This window comes from Streptomyces sp. NPDC111516 (genome assembly GCF_055635345.1).
Map to the genome: position 1 here is coordinate 78,410 of NZ_JBVKBV010000004.1, position 16,947 is coordinate 95,356.

At 69.5% G+C, this 16,947-nt stretch carries 17 protein-coding genes; 5 read left to right on the forward strand and 12 right to left on the reverse strand.

Annotated elements, in window-relative coordinates; genetic code table 11:
* The first annotated feature begins 1 nt into the window (after position 1).
* Together ACZ7L9_RS10595 and ACZ7L9_RS10600 are read left to right on the forward strand one after the other, a co-directional pair.
* Positions 2 to 1,483 (forward strand): APC family permease, encoded by a 1,482-nt coding sequence (locus ACZ7L9_RS10595; RefSeq protein WP_471414236.1) that lies wholly within the window; start codon positions 2 to 4, stop codon positions 1,481 to 1,483.
* On the forward strand, positions 1,480 to 2,931 hold the full coding sequence (locus ACZ7L9_RS10600; RefSeq protein ID WP_471414238.1) for an amidase: 1,452 nt from the start codon (positions 1,480 to 1,482) through the stop codon (positions 2,929 to 2,931). Before ACZ7L9_RS10595 ends, ACZ7L9_RS10600 begins: the two co-directional genes overlap by 4 nt.
* 313 nt (positions 2,932 to 3,244) lie before the next feature.
* On the opposite strand, the gene ACZ7L9_RS10605 is transcribed toward ACZ7L9_RS10600, so the two are convergent.
* The 3 genes from ACZ7L9_RS10605 to ACZ7L9_RS10615 are packed head-to-tail and all read right to left on the reverse strand — an operon-like array spanning position 3,245 to position 4,531.
* The gene (locus ACZ7L9_RS10605; protein WP_471414240.1) at positions 3,245 to 3,484 is read right to left on the reverse strand and encodes a DUF397 domain-containing protein; all 240 of its coding nucleotides are present in this window, start codon (positions 3,482 to 3,484) and stop codon (positions 3,245 to 3,247) included.
* Positions 3,477 to 3,668: a DUF397 domain-containing protein gene (locus tag ACZ7L9_RS10610; protein WP_471414242.1), complete on the reverse strand. Its 192-nt coding sequence runs from the start codon at positions 3,666 to 3,668 to the stop codon at positions 3,477 to 3,479. The genes ACZ7L9_RS10605 and ACZ7L9_RS10610 overlap by 8 nt, the downstream gene beginning before the upstream one ends.
* Before the next feature lie 11 nt (positions 3,669 to 3,679).
* Positions 3,680 to 4,531: a helix-turn-helix domain-containing protein gene (locus tag ACZ7L9_RS10615; protein WP_471414243.1), complete on the reverse strand. Its 852-nt coding sequence runs from the start codon at positions 4,529 to 4,531 to the stop codon at positions 3,680 to 3,682.
* A 212-nt stretch (positions 4,532 to 4,743) separates the two neighbouring features.
* Between ACZ7L9_RS10615 and ACZ7L9_RS10620 the strand changes: the two genes are divergently transcribed.
* A complete protein-coding gene (locus ACZ7L9_RS10620) occupies positions 4,744 to 5,184 on the forward strand; it encodes an ATP-binding protein (RefSeq protein ID WP_471414245.1) in 441 nt (146 codons plus the stop codon).
* A gap of 74 nt (positions 5,185 to 5,258) precedes the next feature.
* Here the strand turns inward: ACZ7L9_RS10620 and ACZ7L9_RS10625 are convergent, their stop codons facing one another.
* The 4 genes from ACZ7L9_RS10625 to ACZ7L9_RS10640 all read right to left on the reverse strand — a co-directional run bounded on the left by ACZ7L9_RS10625 (position 5,259) and on the right by ACZ7L9_RS10640 (position 9,190).
* Positions 5,259 to 5,450, reverse strand: coding sequence for a hypothetical protein (locus tag ACZ7L9_RS10625; protein WP_471414247.1), 192 nt, complete (start codon positions 5,448 to 5,450; stop codon positions 5,259 to 5,261).
* 93 nt (positions 5,451 to 5,543) lie between these two features.
* A complete protein-coding gene (locus ACZ7L9_RS10630) occupies positions 5,544 to 7,094 on the reverse strand; it encodes an FAD-dependent monooxygenase (RefSeq protein ID WP_471414248.1) in 1,551 nt (516 codons plus the stop codon).
* An 88-nt stretch (positions 7,095 to 7,182) separates the two neighbouring features.
* Positions 7,183 to 8,178: an EamA family transporter RarD gene (gene rarD, locus ACZ7L9_RS10635; protein WP_471414250.1), complete on the reverse strand. Its 996-nt coding sequence runs from the start codon at positions 8,176 to 8,178 to the stop codon at positions 7,183 to 7,185.
* A gap of 151 nt (positions 8,179 to 8,329) precedes the next feature.
* Positions 8,330 to 9,190, reverse strand: coding sequence for an SDR family oxidoreductase (locus ACZ7L9_RS10640; RefSeq protein ID WP_471414251.1), 861 nt, complete (start codon positions 9,188 to 9,190; stop codon positions 8,330 to 8,332).
* Between the two features lie 104 nt (positions 9,191 to 9,294).
* Here ACZ7L9_RS10640 and ACZ7L9_RS10645 point away from each other — a divergent pair, with 104 nt between their 5' ends.
* Positions 9,295 to 9,690: a winged helix-turn-helix transcriptional regulator gene (locus ACZ7L9_RS10645; protein ID WP_471414253.1), complete on the forward strand. Its 396-nt coding sequence runs from the start codon at positions 9,295 to 9,297 to the stop codon at positions 9,688 to 9,690.
* A gap of 282 nt (positions 9,691 to 9,972) precedes the next feature.
* Here the strand turns inward: ACZ7L9_RS10645 and ACZ7L9_RS10650 are convergent, their stop codons facing one another.
* Entirely contained in the window at positions 9,973 to 10,536 is a 564-nt protein-coding gene (locus tag ACZ7L9_RS10650) for an alpha/beta hydrolase (protein ID WP_471414254.1), read from the reverse strand.
* Between the two features lie 16 nt (positions 10,537 to 10,552).
* On the opposite strand from ACZ7L9_RS10650, the gene ACZ7L9_RS10655 reads away from it, so the two are divergent.
* Complete coding sequence (locus tag ACZ7L9_RS10655) at positions 10,553 to 10,690, forward strand: hypothetical protein (protein WP_471414256.1); 138 nt, start codon at positions 10,553 to 10,555, stop codon at positions 10,688 to 10,690.
* A gap of 206 nt (positions 10,691 to 10,896) precedes the next feature.
* On the opposite strand, the gene ACZ7L9_RS10660 is transcribed toward ACZ7L9_RS10655, so the two are convergent.
* From ACZ7L9_RS10660 to ACZ7L9_RS10675, 4 genes are all read right to left on the reverse strand, one after another.
* Complete coding sequence (locus ACZ7L9_RS10660; RefSeq protein ID WP_471414258.1) at positions 10,897 to 12,852, reverse strand: APC family permease; 1,956 nt, start codon at positions 12,850 to 12,852, stop codon at positions 10,897 to 10,899.
* A gap of 102 nt (positions 12,853 to 12,954) precedes the next feature.
* The gene (locus tag ACZ7L9_RS10665; protein ID WP_471414259.1) at positions 12,955 to 14,013 is read right to left on the reverse strand and encodes a 2-oxoacid:ferredoxin oxidoreductase subunit beta; all 1,059 of its coding nucleotides are present in this window, start codon (positions 14,011 to 14,013) and stop codon (positions 12,955 to 12,957) included.
* Positions 14,006 to 15,961, reverse strand: coding sequence for a 2-oxoacid:acceptor oxidoreductase subunit alpha (locus ACZ7L9_RS10670; protein ID WP_471414261.1), 1,956 nt, complete (start codon positions 15,959 to 15,961; stop codon positions 14,006 to 14,008). The genes ACZ7L9_RS10665 and ACZ7L9_RS10670 overlap by 8 nt, the downstream gene beginning before the upstream one ends.
* Before the next feature lie 304 nt (positions 15,962 to 16,265).
* A complete protein-coding gene (locus ACZ7L9_RS10675; protein WP_471414263.1) occupies positions 16,266 to 16,940 on the reverse strand; it encodes a response regulator transcription factor in 675 nt (224 codons plus the stop codon).
* Positions 16,941 to 16,947 lie beyond the last annotated feature (7 nt).

Consider the following 16,947-nt stretch of genomic DNA (forward strand, 5'->3'; position numbering starts at 1 on the left):
CATGGCTGTGCCAATCACGGACGACCGCCCCGTTCCCGACGTGCCCGCCGGGCGGCTCGCCAGCGGAAAGCTACGCACCTTCGACATCGTCTTCTTCGTCGTCGGCGCCGCCGCGCCGTTGACCGTGGTCGCCGGCAGCGCACCCCTGGCGTTCCGGCTGGGCGGCATCGGCGCGCCCGCGGCCTACCTGTTCGCGGGCGTCGTCTACATCGTGTTCGCGGTCGGATTCACCGCCATGTCCGGGCGAATGGCGAACGCCGGAGCGTTCTACGCCTACATCTCCCGCGGCCTGGCCAAGCCCGTCGGCGTCGGGGGAGCGCTGGTCGCGCTGCTGTCGTACTGCGCGATCTGCACCGGGTTCTACGGTGCGTTCGGCTACTTCGCGCGAAACACCCTGGCCGACCTCACCGGTGTGACAGTTCCCTGGCCGCTGTGGGCGCTGGCCGCGGTGGCCGTCGTCGGGTGCCTCGGCTACCGCCAGATCGACGTGGGCGCCCGAGTGCTCGGGGTGTTCATGGCGGCCGAGGTCCTCATTCTGATCGTCGTGGCCGTGGCCGTGCTGGTGACCGGAGGCCCGGAGGGCATGTCAGCCCGCTCCTTCCAGCCCGGCCAGGTGTTCGGCGCCGGCGCCGGCGGGATGTTCGTGCTCGTCCTAGGCGCGTTCATCGGCTTCGAGGGCACCGCGATCTACTCGGAGGAGACGCGGGAGCCGAAGCGGACGATCCCTCTCGCGACCTACCTGGCCGTAGCTTTCCTGGCCCTGTTCTACACATTCGCCACCTGGGCCGCGACCGTCGGTTTCGGAGCCGACGGCCTTGTGAGCCTGGCCCAATCCGACGACTTCGGGAACATGTACTTCGACCTCGCCGACAAGTTCGTCGGACACGCGGCGAAGTCCGTGATGGAAGCCCTCATCGTCACGAGCATCTTCGCGGCGCTCATCGCGTTCCACAACGCCAGCACCCGCTACCTGTTCGCCCTGGGCCGGGAGCGGCTCCTGCCCCGTCGGCTCGCCCGCACCCACACGAAGCACAGCTCGCCGCACGTGGCCAGCGTCGCCATGACCGCGGTCTCGGTGGTCGTCGTGGTGTTCGCGACGCTCGTCCACGCCGACCCTTACATGCAGCTGCTGTTGTGGACGAACGGCGTCGGGATCATCGGAATCGTCGCCCTCCAGGTGCTGTGCGCGCTCGCGGTCATCCGGTTCTTCTGGAAGGACAACCGCGGGCACCACTTCGCACGGGTCAAGGCCGCTCCGGCGCTCGCCTCCGTCGGCCTCACCGTCGGCCTGTACCTGATGCTCACCAATTTCGAGCTGCTCACAGGCCGCACCGGCTGGATCAACGGCGCGCTGCTCAGCCCGGTGGTGCTGCTCGGCCTCGGCGGGGCCGGGTACGCGCTCCGCCTCCGGGCCCGTCGGCCCGACCTCTACGCCGTGCTCGCCAGCACGGATGCGACACAGAACACGAAGGAAAGTTCATGACAGATCTGCACTACCTCAGCGCGCACGGGCTGCTGGAGGCCTACCGGACCAGGGCGCTGTCGCCCGTCGAGGTCCTCGACGCGGTCGAGGCCCGGGCGGATGCCGTCGAGCCGGCCGTCAACGCCCTGAGCGACCGGCTCCAGGAGCGGGCCCGCGCCGCTGCGGTCGAGGCCGAGGCCCGCTACGCCGGCCGGGGCGGCGGCGAGCCGCGTCCGCTGGAGGGGATCCCCGTCGCGGCCAAGGAGGAGCAGCCCATCGCCGGGCTTCCGCTCCGCCTCGGATCCGTTCTCACGGACGACACTCCCTCGCCGATCACCCACCCGGTGGTGGAGCGCGTCCTCGCGGCCGGCGGCGTGGTCCACGCCCGGGCGGCGACACCGGAGTACTCGTGTGCGGCGTTCACCCAGTCCGCGCTGTGGGGAGTCACGCGGAACCCGTGGAACCTCGGCTACGGACCGGGCGGTTCGTCCGGCGGCTCCGGCGCCGCGCTCGCGGCGGGCACCACGATCCTGGCCACGGGATCCGATATCGGCGGCTCCATCCGGCTGCCCGCCTCGCTGTGCGGAGTGGTGGGGTTCAAGCCCCCTTACGCCCGGGTTCCGGGTGTGCCCCCGTTCAACCTGGACACCTACTGCCACGACGGACCGATGGCCCGCACCGTCGCCGACACCGCGCTGCTGCAGAACCTGATCGCCGGCGCGCACCCGGTGGATCCCGTGTCACTCCCGGCGACCCGGCCGGTGGTTCCGGACGCGACGAAGGCCCGCGGCTTGAAGATCGCCTTCGCGGCCACCATCGGCGACTTCCCCATCGACCCGGACGTCGCCGCGAACACCCGCGCCCTGGCCGACTCCCTGCGGGGCGCAGGGGTCAAGGTCGAGGAAGTCGCGATACCCATCACCCACGAGACCGTGTTCACCGCGGCCCTGATCCACTACGGCGCCATCTTCGGACCGATGATCACCGAGCTCGGCGACGACGACCGGCTGACCCGCTACGCCCGCCGCTTCGCCGACCGGGCGGGACAAGCCCTCGCCGCCCACGGCTTCTTCAAAGGCCTGTGCCTGGAGGCCGATGTCCAGCAGGCTCTGGTCGATGTGTTCGCGGACTACGACGCCATCATCTGCCCCACCCTCGGCAGCACCGGATTCCTGGCCGATGACGACTATGTCGACCACGGTGTCACCGTCGACGGAACCTACCTCGACTTCTACCTCGGCGCCGCCCTCACGCCGGTCTTCAACGTCGCAAGCCGCCACCCCGTCCTGAACATCCCCACCGGCCGCGCCGCCAACGGCGTCCCCACCGGCGCGCAGATCGTCGGCCGCGCCTACGACGACGCCACTCCCTTCCACATCGGCGCCGCCGCAGAAGAGATCCACCGCTGGTGGGCCGATCCCGCCTGGCGTCCGGATCTGGCCGGGAGATCTATCAGGAATCAGGTGTGATTGGGCTGTTTGGCTAGAAGCCGTATTCATGCCGAATATGGAGCTTGGGGATCGAACAGCGTTCTGGATCGGATGATCTCGGTGCGGCCGGTGCATAAAGGCAGGGCCTCTTGGCGATTACGGCCGGGGCAAGGACCGGCACATCCCTGTCCCCGGCTGGCCGTACTCGATCGTCTGCACGCTCGAGCCAGGCCCCAGCTCATGGACGGCACCTACGTCTACACAGGCGGCAAACCGGGCCCAGCGAAGCGACGGACGAAGAAGTCAACCACCCCACGGCCTCGCCGCACAGGTCAGCCTGAGCCAACTCAGCTCAGCTCTGCGGTGTTCGGTCGTCGGGTTCGATGAAGTGGTCGAACTCGCCGGCCTGGACGCCCTTGGTGAAGGCGTCCCATTTGGTCCGGGTGGTCGTGACGACGTTGGTGGGGTCGCCGGTTTCGCGGAGGTGGACGAGTTCGTCCGGTCCGAAGGCGATCTCGATCCAGGGGCCGGGGCCCTCCTCGCCCTCGGGGGCGGCGCGGACCCAGGTGAGGTCGGTGGCGATGTCAGCCATGGAGGGTGTCTTTCTTCAGGGTGTGGAGGAGGGCGGCCAGGGTGGCGGGGGCGGTACGGAGTATCGCCCCGGTCGGGTCGGCGCTCTCGGTGAGCCAGACCATGCCGGGGGCGGGGGTGGCTACGTGGACGCAGGACTCGCCTTGCCCGCAGTATGAGGACTTCTGCCAGGTGTACGGGTGCACGAAGGGCTCCTTCACAGTTCGTCGGCCAAAGCGCGGATGAAGTCCCTGGTCCTGGCTGGTGTGAGGGCGATTGCTTCCATACGCGCCAACAGGAGCCGGTACGCATCGAGTTCCGCTTCGGCATCCACCAGGACGGGCCCGTGCGACTGATCCAGGGAGACGGTGTCGAGCCGGGGTGCCGAGCCGTGCACGTACAGGATCGTCTGCCCTGATCCGGGATAGGCACCAATGGCGAACGGGATCACCTGGACCGTGATGTGCTCGCGTTCGCCCTGCTCCAGCAAGTGACGAAGCTGCGCCTTGGCCGTGGCCGGTCCGCCGACCGGCACGCGGAGGGCCGCCTCGTGAATGACAGCCCGGTAGGGCGGCGGTGCCGGTCGGTCCAGGATGGTCTGGCGTTGGAGGCGGTGACTCACCCGATGCTCGATGTCCGTACGGGAGAACTCGGGGACGACCTGGCGGAAGATCTCGCGGGCGTGGTCCGTGGTCTGGAGAAGGCCAGGAACGTGAGAGGTGTTGGCCGATTGCAGCGCTGTGGCGTGGTGTTCCAATTCAGCGATGTCCAGAAGCGGTGCCGGCAGCACTTCGCGCAGTGTCTCCCACCACCCGTTCCTGCGTTCCCCGGCGAGGTCGAGCAGGCCGTCGATGTAATCGGCGTCCGCACACCTGTAGTTGCGGGCCATGGCGCGCAGGCGCTCGGGACTCACTCCGAAACGGCTCGCTTCGATGTTGCTGAGCTGGGCCTGGCTGATGCCGAGCAGACGTGCGCCCTCGGTGGCGGTGAGCCCTGCTCTTTCCCGCAACCGCCGCAGTTCGAAGCCGAGGCGCACCCGTCGCACACCAGGAGTGCCTCTGGACGCCATCGTCAACTCTCCTCATTCCGACTGCCGTAGGAAGTGTCACCCACATGAGTGCTTACATCAAGCAATTGGCCATATGGCAAATAGTTTATGCGCCGAGTCGCTACCTTGAATGCCGGGCCGCCCGCCCGGAAGTACCCCGCTCGACGGAGCGGTCTCGTCACCGGGCAACCCGCAGTGCACCTTCCAACCTCCCTCCGTGAATGGAGACTTCCATGGTCAGTGCCACGGTAACGCCGCCCTGGACGTACACCCTCCAACTTCCGCAGGATCCCCGCGCGCCCGGCGTGGCCCGTACGACTCTCCGCACGATCCTGCGCGTGCACGGCATGCGCGAACTGACCGAGATCGCCGAACTGTTGGCGAGCGAGCTGGTGACCAACGCGTACCTGCACTCCTCGGGGGCGTACTCCTTGCGGTTGCGCGATGCCGGGCGTAGCCGGGTCAGGCTGAGCGTGTGGGACACCAACCCGCACATCCCCGCCCCGTTCCGGTGGAGCGCCGAGGCCCCGGCGGAGCTGGCGGAGCGGGGGCGCGGGCTGTACCTCGTCACCCTCTACGCGGAGAGCTGGGGCGCGTACCCCATGCGTGGCGGGCTGCCGGGGCAGGGCGGGAAGCTGCTCTGGGTGGAGTGTGCAGCCAAGGCGGAGGGGTAGGCGAGCGTTGGTCGAGGGCGAGCGCCCCGTCGGGTCGCTCGCCGGAGGCGATCACGCCGGGCACTCCGGCTTGGTCACGAGGCAGTGGACCAAGGGCCCAGGAAGTATTGCTGCGGGTACCCCTCGACGACGTGGACGGGCCGCGGGGAGGCAGGGCCGGACGGGTGGGTCCGGTCCGCGCCGGCGTCCGCGTGGTCCGTGGGTGAGGCGCCGAAGACCAGGAAGGACAGCGTTGACAGGGTGGCGGTGGCGGTGCGCAGGAGCACGCGGGAGTTCCCGCACGCGCGCGTGAGTCGGCTCATAACACGTCAGGAAAATATGAGTGTGTGACAGTTCCGGGATTGCCCGGCGCGACGCGCTCAGAGCCGCCTGAATGCCGTACCGCTCAGGTGGTCCATGTAGGTACTGACGGCCCGGCTGTCCGCCGCCGGTGAGATCAGTGCCACGTGGTTGTCCGGGCGGACCAGGACGAGGGTGTCGCTGCCCGGCTCGATGCCGTATGCCGTACGGGCGTGGCCCGCCTCGTCGGCCAGATCGGCGGGGCCGCCCGCGCCCACCCCGTACGCCCGCACCGCGTCGCCGTACGACGCTTCCGTCGCCCGTAGCGCGTCCGCAGTGCCCGGGCCGAAGCCCAGCAGGGTGAAGTGCGGTCCGGCGAACGCTTCGAAGAGGCGGGTCGGTGCGCCCGTCACGGCGTCGCGGCAGGGGGCGTCCGGGGCGCGGTCGCCCACTCGCAGACGGGAGGTGGAGCCCGTGGGGGAGAGCGAACTCCAGCGGTAGCCACGGGTCAGGCCCGTGGTCTCGGCGGTGCCCGCCGCGTCCAGGCCGCCGCCCGGCTGTTTGATCGCTTCGAGGGTGGCGCGCAGCCGCTCGGAGGTGATGTCCAGCGTCCAGGAGGCCACGGGCAGCCGCTCCTCCTCGTACGTGTCCAACAGGCCCGGATCCGACTGGCCGCTGACGACTCGGGCGAGCTTCCAGCCCAGGTTGAACGCGTCCTGGATCCCGGTGTTCATGCCCAGTCCGCCCGCGACGGAGTGCACATGCGCGGCGTCCCCGGCCAGCAGGACGCGGCCCACCCGGTAGCGGTCGGCCATGCGCTCGTTGACCCGGTACGTGGACAGCAGGTCGGCCCGCGTCAGTTGGGTGCCCGGCAGTCCGGTGTGCCGGGCGAAGAGCCGGCGGAAACTCTCCAGCGAGGGCGGTACGGGGGCTCCCGCCCGGTCCCGCTCCGGCCCGGCCTGGAACCACCAGCCCGACCCCGTACCCGGGATCGGGCACAGCATCACGGCACCGTCCTCGTCGAACCACTGGTGCCAGTAGCCGCGGTCGAGGCCGTCCGCCTCCACGTCCCCGCAGACCATCATCTGCTCCTCGGTCGTCTTCCCCTCGAACGGGATGCCGAGCAGCTTGCGTACCGGGCTGTGACCGCCGTCGCACCCCACCACGTACGGCGCCGCGAGGCTCCGGCCGTCGGCGAGCGTGACGGTCACCGAGTCGGGTCCTGCCGCCAACCCGGTTGCCTCCGCGTCGAGTTCCACGTGTACGCCGTACTCCGCCAGGCGGTCCCGCAGGATCTCCTCCAGCCGCCACTGGGCGATCAGCCACCCCCGGTCGTACGGGGCGTCCGGCGTCGGGTGCGACGCCTCGAACGGGTCGGTGTCGGTGATCGGCAGCCCATTGCGGTACTTCCGCATGGGCAGCGGCGCCGAGCCCGCCGCCAGAACCCTGTCAACGATCCCGAGGTCCTCCAGGGAACGGGGATTGGGGCCCTTGGCCCGCGAGCTGCGCGGAAACTCGGGGGACTTGTCGATGATCCGTACGGCGACGGAACGCCGGGCCAGATCGCAGGCCAGGGTCAGGCCGGTGGGGCCCGAGCCGACGATCAGTACCTGGGCGGTGGGTATGGGCATGCGGGGTCCTCGGTCGTAGGTCCGTGGAAGCCCAGAAAAACGTAACCGAGTTAAAAAAGCAAACCGGGTAACTGAATTGGAGGTCCGGTCACCGGGTCGGGGTAGCGGCCGAGGGGGGCGATGCGGAATCCCCGGTCGGTGGCGTCTGCTGTACCGGCTGTCCCGCCAGTTGCGCGGCAACGGCCTGCGCCTGCGCCCTCGTCCGCCGTGCCGTCCGGAACGCGTCCCAGGTCAGGAGGGTGAGCGCCAGCCACACCAGGGCGAATCCGGCCCACCGCTCCGGCGGCATCGCCTCATGGAAGTACAGGATGCCGAGGATGAACTGGAAGACCGGTGCCAGATACTGCAGCAGGCCCAGCGTGGAGAGGGGTACGCGAATCGCGGCCGCTCCGAACAGGACGAGCGGCGTGGCCGTTACGACACCCGTCGCGGCCAGCAGCGCCGCATGGCCGAGGCCCTCGGAGGTGAACGTCGAGTCGCCCTGCGCGCCCAGCCACAGCAGATAGCCGAGCGCGGGCACGAACAGCACGGTGGTCTCGGCGGTGAGCGACTCCAGGCCGCCCATGTTGACCTTCTTCTTCACCAGGCCGTACGTCGCGAAGGAGAACGCCAGCGCCAACGAGATCCACGGCGGCCGTCCGTAACCGATCGCAAGCACCAGCACCGCCGCGACGCCGGTGCCGACCGCCACCCACTGCGTGGGGCGCAGCCGTTCGCCGAGGAGCAGGACGCCCATCGCGATGGTGACCAGCGGATTGATGAAGTAGCCGAGCGAGGCCTCGACGACGTGCCCGTTGTTCACGGACCAGATGTACAGACCCCAGTTGACCGTGATCACGGCCGCCGCGACCGATATCAGACCGAGCTTCCTCGGCTGCCGTATCAGCTCGCCGATCCAGGACCAGCGGCGCAGTGCCAGCAGCGCGATGCCGACGACCCCGAGGGACCAGACCATGCGGTGAGCGAGGATCTCGATCGCGCCGGCGGGCTTCAGCAGCGGCCAGAACAGGGGGACGATGCCCCACAGGCCGTATGCGCCGATACCGGACAGCAGTCCGGCCCGTTGGTCGGTCGTCCCCTTCACGGGCCCTCCTGGCATGTCTGTGTCAGCTGCTGGGCGTCGATCGATCCGTCGACTGCACGACGGTAGCGCCGGAAGGGCCCCATGTCATAGCCGTATCGGCATACGGTCATGACAAGGGGCCCCTGGGGTGTGTGAGGAGGGGTGGGCGGAGTTACGCCGTGGCCACCGCCGCGGCAACCGTCTCGGCGAGCGGCGTCGTCGGCCGGCCGATCAGCCGGGCCAGGTCCCCGCTCGTACCGGCGAGCAGCCCGCGCTCGATCGCGGCGTCCACATCGACGAGGATCGCCGCGAAACCCTCGGGCAGACCGGCGCCGACCAGGATCTCCTGGTGGACGGCGGCCGGGACGTTCTTGTGGACGATCTCCTTGCCGGTGGCCCCGGCGACCTCGGCCGCGTACTCGGCGAACGACCAGGCGACATCGCCGCTCAGCTCGTAGACCGCGCCGATGTGGCCCTCGCCGGTCAGTACGGCCGCCGCCGCGGCGGCGTAGTCGGCGCGGGTGGCGGAGGCGACCCGTCCGTCGCCCGCGTTGGCGACGACGGCGCCGTGCTCCAGGACGGGGGCGAGGTTGGCGGTGTAGTTCTCGGTGTACCAGCCGTTGCGCAGGAAGGTGTGCGGCAGCCCGGCGTCGAGGATCAGCTGTTCGGTGACCTTGTGCTCGTCGGCGAGCGTGAAGTCCGCGTCGGGACCGCCCAGCACGCCCGTGTACGCGAGCTGTGCGATGCCCGCCGCCTTGGCCGCGTCGATGACGGCGGTGTGCTGCGGGACGCGCCTGCCGACCTCGCTGCCGGAGATGAGCAGGACGCGGTCACCGGCCCGGAAGGCGCCCTTGAGGGACTCCGGACGGTCGTAGTCGGCGACGCGGAGCTCGACGCCGCGGGCGGCGAGCGGGGCGGCCTTCTCCTCGTCGCGGACCACGGCGGCGATCTCGGTCGCGGGCACGGTGGTGAGCAGCTGGTCGATGACGAGACGGCCGAGCTCTCCGGTGGCTCCGGTGACGACGATGCTCATGGGTTTCTCCTCTTTCGGTGGCGCTGGTCCTTGTTCGGTCTCTTGAGCTCACCGTACGGGGTGCACTAACCAAACGAAAGTACCCACTGGAGTAAGGTACTGGCATGAGCGTGAGTGACCCGGGTCCGAGCCGGAAGCCCGACGTGAACCGGCAGATGTGCCCCTCCCGGCTGGTGCTCGAACACGTCACCAGCCGCTGGGGCGTCCTGGTCCTCGCCGCGCTGCTGGAGCGCTCGTACCGCTTCAGCGAACTGCGCCGCGAGGTCGGCGGGGTCAGCGAGAAGATGCTGGCCCAGACCCTCCAGACCCTGGAGCGGGACGGTTTCGTGCACCGGGACGCGAAGCCGGTGATCCCGCCCCGGGTCGACTACTCGCTCACCGGGCTGGGCCGGGAGGCCGCCGAGCAGGTATGGGCACTGGCCCGCTGGACGGAGCGCCGCCTCGACGCCGTGCACGCGGCGCGCGAGACGTACGACACGCGGAAGGCGTGCGACGCGTAGCCGGCCCTCGGTATCACCCTGCCCGCCGAAGCCGGACAGGGTGATACGCAGCGGCCCGGTCCAGCGCGCGATCGCCGCGGGTCGTGACCGGCCGAAGCCGGACCACTGGTCACGGCAGCTACGGCGTCTGTCTGGAGAGCGCCCGATCGCAGGTCAGGACAGCCAACGCCCATGGCGTTCGATCCAGCAGCATGACCGGCGGGACCCCGGCTCATCGCGGAGCGTGATGTACGGCCCCGGCGACGCCGGCACCGCCCGCGACGCCGGGTACCGCTGCCAGGGCTACGCCTCGCAGGTCAGGTCGTGCGCGGGGAGCCGCCCCGTGCGCAGGTAGGCGTTGACGTGCTCGTCGACGCAGGCGTTGCCGTACTCGCCGTACAGGCCGTGCTGGCGGGCGCCGTCCATGGTGAGCAGCCGGGAGCTCGGCCACTGCTCGCGCACGGCCTGGGCGCCGGCGTAGAGGGTGCGGGGGTCGCCGGTGGCGTTGACGAGCAGGGCCGGGACGTCGTTGTCGAGCACGGTCGGCGCCACGGCGGGCCGGTCCCAGAACTCGCAGGGGGTGATGTTGTTGGCCAGCGGCCCGGCGAGGGGGAACCGCTCGCGGGAGGCCTGGACCGCGCGCCAGTAGCTGCCGACGCCGCGCCGCTCGGCCACGTCGCCGCAGATGATCGCGGTCATCTGGCTGGCGGGGGCCGAGCCCGTCCCGGTCAGCAGGAACTCGAGCTGCCCGGCGAGCGCTTCGGACGGTTCGACCGGCTCCCGGTCCGCGGCGCGGGCCAGGAGGCGGACGGTCGCGGCCAGGTCGGCGCGCCGCTCGTCGAGGTCGCTGCCGAGGCCGCCGATCAAGACGGCGGGGAGGACGGTGCTCGTCCAGCAGGTACGCCTTCCCGATCCGCAGCGGCTTCTGCGCGGCGGCGTCGAGGAGGTGCTCGACCGTCGCCAGGACCTCGGCGCGCGCGGCGCCCAGCTCGTAGGTGTCGTGCCGTGCGGCGGCCCATGACGCCCATGCGCGCAGGGCCGCCTCGTTGGCCGGGCACCCCGGCCATCCCGCCACAGCGCAAAGCCCGTCCCGTCGCGAGTTCGAGAACGGCGGCAACACCCTCGCGGCACCAACCGGACCGTGATCCGGTTCAGCGGCTACCGCTGATTTCCGTTCGGATGCTCCCCGGGGGCCCGGACCACCCGGAAGCAGCAGGAAGGCAGCGGTCAGTCCGGCTGAGGTGCTCCCCCCTCCTCCAGCGTCCGCAGCGCCCGCGAGACGTCGAACGGCAGGATCGTCACCGCCACGTGCGGCAGCGGCGCCAGCGTCTTCGCCATCTGCTCACCCGTACCCCGGTGCAGCAGCTTCCCGAGCACATTGCGGTACGTGCGCCGGGGCACCAGCACCGTCAGCCAGGTGTTCCCGTCCTCCGTGGTGCGGACCGCGAGCTTCCGCATCGCGTTGCGCAGCCGCCGGTCCGGGCACGCCACCAACTCCAGGGACACGGACGTGGCGGCCGTCGTCTCCCACCGTGCGGCCAGCCGTCTGCCGTACGCCTCGTCGATCGCGAAGTGCACCGCCCGGATCTGGTCCGGACGCAGCTCATGGGCGTACCGCAGGGCCTTCAGCGTCGCGAGGTCGAGCGTCTCGACGAGCACGAAGACCAGATGGCGGCGGGACCGGGCACGGTCGGCGCCCGGAGCGTGGATGCTCTGCAGTGCGGCCGCCTCGCGCCGGTATTCGCGGTTGATCCGTGTCAGTGCCCAGACGCCGAGCGGGAAGATCACCACGACCAGCCAGGCGCCCTCGGTGAACTTGGTGACGGCGAAGATCAGCACGACGCCGGCCGAGATGAACGCAGTGAGCCCGTTGATCGCGATCTTCAGCCGGCGGCGCGGCTCCCGGCGCCGCACGTGGTACGCGGTGAGGCCGGCCCCGGCCATGGTGAACGCGGTGAACACGCCGATCGCGTACAGCGCCACCAGCCTGTCCACGCTGGCGCCGGTCGCCAGCAGCAGCGCCAGCGAGACGACGGTCAGCGAGATGATGCCGTTGGAGAACGCCAGCCGGTGCCCGCGCCGGGTCAGCAAGCGCGGCAGGAACCGGTCTGCGGCGACGAAACTGGCGAGGTACGGGAAGCCGGTGAACGGGGTGTTGGCGCCGGTGTAGAGGATCAGTGCGGTCGCCAGTTGCACGAAGACCAGCCCGGCCGTGCCGACCGGCCCGCTGCCGAATGCGAGGTGGGCCTCCTGCGCGATCACGGTCGGGGTGCCGTCGGTGTACGGCACCGCGTGGGTGAAGTGCGCCAGCGTGGAGACGCCCAGTACGAGGGTGCCGAGCACCGCGCTCATGGCGATGAGGGTGCGGCGGGCGTTGCGGCCCTGGGGTTCACGGAACGCGGAGATGCCGTTGGAGATCGCTTCGAGCCCGGTGAGGGACGAGCCGCCGTTGGCGAACGAGCGCAGCACGATGAAGAGGGAGGCGCCGTAGAGCCAGCCGCTGCCCGGGGTACCGAGCGGCACGACCCCGGGGGCGTGCAGATCGGCGTGCGGCAGCTCGCCGAAGATCCCGCGCAGCGCGGCGACGAGGAGGACGAGGCCGACGGCGGCCATGAAGAGGTAGGCGGGCAGCGCGAAGGCCCGGCCCGCCTCGCGGACCCCGCGCAGATTCCCGTACGCGAGCAGCACGATGACGGCGACGGAGACCGGGATCTGGAGATGGTCCAGGCCGGTGAAGTTGCCGCCGAGCAGATGGGCGAGCGAGATCAGGGCGTTCGTACCGGCCGACACCTGCACGGCCACGGTGACGATGTAGTCGACGAGCAGTGCCACGGCGGCGATCTGCGCGATGTTCGGCCCGAAGTTCTCCCGGGCGACGACGTACGACCCGCCGGCCCGGGTGTAGATCATCACGACATCGCTGTAGCAGAGCGTCAGGAGCAGCAGTACGAGCAGGATCGCGCCGGTCACCGGCATGAGCAGCGTGAAGGCGGCGGCACCGACGACGGGTACGAGGACCCGGAGCATCTCCTCGGAGCCGTACGCGGTCGAACTGAGGCAGTCGGAGGCGAGCACCCCGAGCGCCGTCCGGTTGTCCAGCTTCTCCTCGCTGATGCGCTCGGTGGTGAGAGCTCTGCCGAGCAGACGCCGCTTGATGCGGTAGGCGGGGCGGTCCAGGGTCATGGCCACATGGTGCGCGGTGGTCGGGCGCACCCCTGGACGCAATCGCCGGACGGGCCGAAATTCAGCCCGTCCGGCGACGGCAGGTGGCGACGGCGGGAACCGTCAGCCGACGACGGTCCAGTTGTCGTTGCCCGCGAGGAGCGCGGCCAGGTCGCCCTTGCCGTTCTGCTCGACGGCGGTGTCGAGCTGTTCGGCCATTTGCGTGTCGTAGACGGGCCGGTCGACGTTGCGCAGGACTCCGATGGGGGTCTGGTGGAGGGTGTCGGGGTCGGCGAGGCGGGACAGGGCGAAGGCCGTGGTGGGGCTGGCGGCGTGGGCGTCGTGGACGAGGATCCGGGACTTGTTGTCCTCGGTGACCGTGACGACCGACAGGTCGCCGGTGGCGGGGTCGCGTACGACGCCCTTGGCGTTGTCCGTGCCGAAGAGGATCGGCTGCCCGTGTTCCAGCCGGATCACGGCGTTCTGTGCCTGGTCCTTGTCCTTGAGGACTTCGAAGGCGCCGTCGTTGAAGATGTTGCAGTTCTGGTAGATCTCCACCAGCGCCGTGCCGGGGTGGTCGGCCGCGGCGCGCAGCACGCTGGTGAGGTGTTTGCGGTCGGAGTCGATGGTGCGGGCGACGAAGGACGCCTCCGCGCCGAGGGCCAGGGACACCGGGTTGAACGGGGCGTCGAGCGACCCCATCGGCGTCGATTTGGTGATCTTGCCGACTTCGGAGGTGGGGGAGTACTGGCCCTTGGTGAGTCCGTAGATCCGGTTGTTGAAGAGGAGGATCTTGAGGTTGACGTTGCGGCGCAGGGCGTGGATGAGGTGGTTGCCGCCGATGGACAGGGCGTCGCCGTCGCCGGTGACGACCCAGACGGACAGGTCGCGGCGGGAGGTTGCGAGTCCGGTGGCGATGGCGGGGGCGCGGCCGTGGATGGAGTGCATCCCGTAGGTGTTCATGTAGTACGGGAAGCGGGAGGAGCAGCCGATGCCGGAGACGAAGACGATGTTCTCTTTGGCCAGGCCGAGTTCGGGCATGAAGCCCTGGACGGCGGCGAGGACGGCGTAGTCGCCGCAGCCGGGGCACCAGCGGACTTCCTGGTCGGACTTGAAGTCCTTCATGGTCTGTTCGGCTTCGGCCTTGGGCACCAGGTGGAGGAGGGGGTTGGCGTCAGGCATCGATGGCCTCCTTCAGTGCCGTCGCGAGCTGTTCGGCCTTGAACGGCATACCGTTGACCTGGTTGTAACTGTGTGCGTCGACGAGGTATTTGGCCCGGATGAGGGTGGCGAGCTGGCCGAGGTTCATCTCGGGCACGATCACCTTGTCGTAGTGCTTCAGCACCTCGCCGAGATTCCCCGGGAAGGGGTTGAGGTGGCGCAGATGGGCCTGCGCGATGGGCTGCCCGGTGGCGCGGAGCCGGCGGACGGCGGCGGTGATGGGACCGTAGGTCGAGCCCCAGCCCAGGACGAGGGTGCGTGCCTGGTCGGGGTCGTCGACATGGATGTCGGGGACCTCGACGCCGTCGGTCTTGGCCTGGCGGGTGCGGACCATGAAGTCGTGGTTGGCGGGGTCGTAGGAGATGTTGCCGCTGCCGTCCTGCTTCTCGATGCCGCCGATACGGTGTTCGAGACCGGGAGTGCCCGGCAGGGCCCACGGGCGGGCCAGGGTCTGCGGGTCACGCTTGTAGGGCCAGAACACCTCGGTGCCGTCGGCCAGTTCATGGTTCGGACCGGTCGCGAACCGGACACGCAGATCCGGGAGCTCATCGACGTCGGGGATCTTCCACGGCTCGGAACCGTTGGCGAGATACCCGTCCGAGAGGAGGAAGACCGGGGTCCGGTACGTCAGGGCGATCCGGGCGGCGTCGAGCGCGGCATCGAAGCAGTCCGCCGGGGTCCTGGGCGCCACGATCGGGACCGGCGCCTCACCGTTGCGCCCGTACATCGCCTGGAGGAGATCGGCCTGCTCGGTCTTGGTGGGCAGACCCGTGGACGGGCCGCCACGCTGGATGTCGATGACGATCAGCGGCAGTTCCAGCGAGACCGCCAGCCCGATCGTCTCCGACTTCAGCGCCACCCCGGGCCCGGACGTCGTCGTCACCGCGAGCGACCCGCCGAACGCGGCACCCAGCGCCGCCCCGATACCCGCGATCTCGTCCTCGGCCTGGAACGTACGGACACCGAAATTCTTGTGCCTGCTGAGCTCGTGCAGAATGTCGGACGCCGGAGTGATCGGATACGAACCCAGATACAACGGCAGATCCGCCTGCCGCGACGCAGCGATCAGCCCGTACGACAGCGCCAGATTCCCCGAGATGTTGCGGTACGTACCCGCAGGGAAGGCCTGCGAGGCGGGTGCCACCTCGTAACTGACGGCGAAGTCCTCCGTCGTCTCCCCGAAGTTCCACCCCGCCCTGAACGCCGCTACGTTCGCCTCTGCGATCTGCGGTTTCTTCGCGAACTTCGCCCGAAGGAACGCCTCGGTCCGCTCCGTCGGCCGGTGATACATCCAGGACAAAAGCCCGAGCGCGAACATGTTCTTGGACCGCTCGGCCTCCTTGCGGGAAAGCCCGAACTCCTTCAGCGCCTCGATGGTCAGCGTCGTCAACGGCACCGGATGGACGTTGTACGCCTCCAGCGAGCCGTCCTCCAGCGGACTGGTCGCGTAGCCGACCTTCGCCATCGGACGCTTGGTGAACTCATCGGTGTTCACGATGATTTCACCGCCGCGCGGCACATCGCCGATGTTCGCCTTCAACGCGGCCGGGTTCATCGCGACCAGAACGTTCGGCGCGTCGCCCGGGGTGAGGATGTCATGATCGGCGAAATGCAGCTGGAACGACGAAACCCCTGGCAGGGTGCCTGCAGGGGCCCGGATCTCGGCGGGGAAGTTCGGCAGCGTCGACAGATCGTTCCCGAACGACGCGGTCTCCGAAGTGAACCGGTCACCCGTGAGCTGCATACCGTCACCGGAGTCACCCGCGAAACGGATGATCACCCGGTCGAGACGGCGGATCTCCTTCTCACCGGCACCCGCATGATCGGAACGGGGGGCACGCTGTCCCCCGACGAGCGCCTCGCTGGCCTCATCGGCCTGTTCGGCTGCGCTACTGACCTGGCTGGTCACTGAACTGGACCTCCCTCGGGGCGGCGGCTCGGGACCGGTCGGCCCGCCGACGGTCCCAAGGCCCACCCTACGTCGGTAAGGGTCGCCTTCCCTGGACCGATCATATGGTGGACGTCGTTTTGAGACGCGATTTGATACCGGTTTGTCATGTTTGGCAAGCCCCCCAGCCGTTCGATGAAGACGCTGTGCACTCATTCTTTGGTTCTAGGACTCGGATCGGCCGCCGAGACGGCCGATCGGAGTCCGCGGCGCCCCCGCCGGCCCGCACCGGCTCTCACCAGGTATCTGACAGAGTGTCAGTGAATCAGGAGTTCAGGTAGGTGAGTACCGCCAGTACCCTGCGGTGATCCCCGTCACTGGGGGACAGGCCCAGCTTCAGGAAGATATTGCTGACGTGCTTCTCCACGGCGCCGTCGCTCACCACCAGCTGTTTGGCCACCGCGGAATTCGTCCGCCCCTCCGCCATCAGGCTGAGCACCTCGCGCTCGCGCGGCGTCAGCCCGGCCAGGACGTCCTGCTTACGGCTCCGGCCCAGCAGCTGAGCCACCACTTCCGGATCCAGCGCCGTGCCGCCCTGCGCCACCCGGACCACGGCGTCGACGAATTCCCGGACCTCGGCGACCCGGTCCTTCAGCAGATACCCCACACCTCGGCTGGATCCGGCCAGCAGCTCGGTGGCGTACTGCTCCTCGACGTACTGCGAAAGAACCAGGACCCCGATCCCCGGGTGGTCCTTGCGCAGCCGCACGGCCGCCCGCACGCCCTCGTCGGTGTGGGTGGGCGGCATCCGTACGTCGGCGACCACCACATCGGGCAGCGCGTCCTGTTCCGCGAGCTCGCGCACCGTCTTGATCAGCGCCTCGGCGTCCCCGACCCCGGCGACGACGTCATGCCCGAGATCGGTCAGCAGCCGGGTGAGCCCCTCCCGAAGCAGTACCGAATCCTCGGCGATGACTACCCGCACCCTGTCCTCCACCATGACGCCT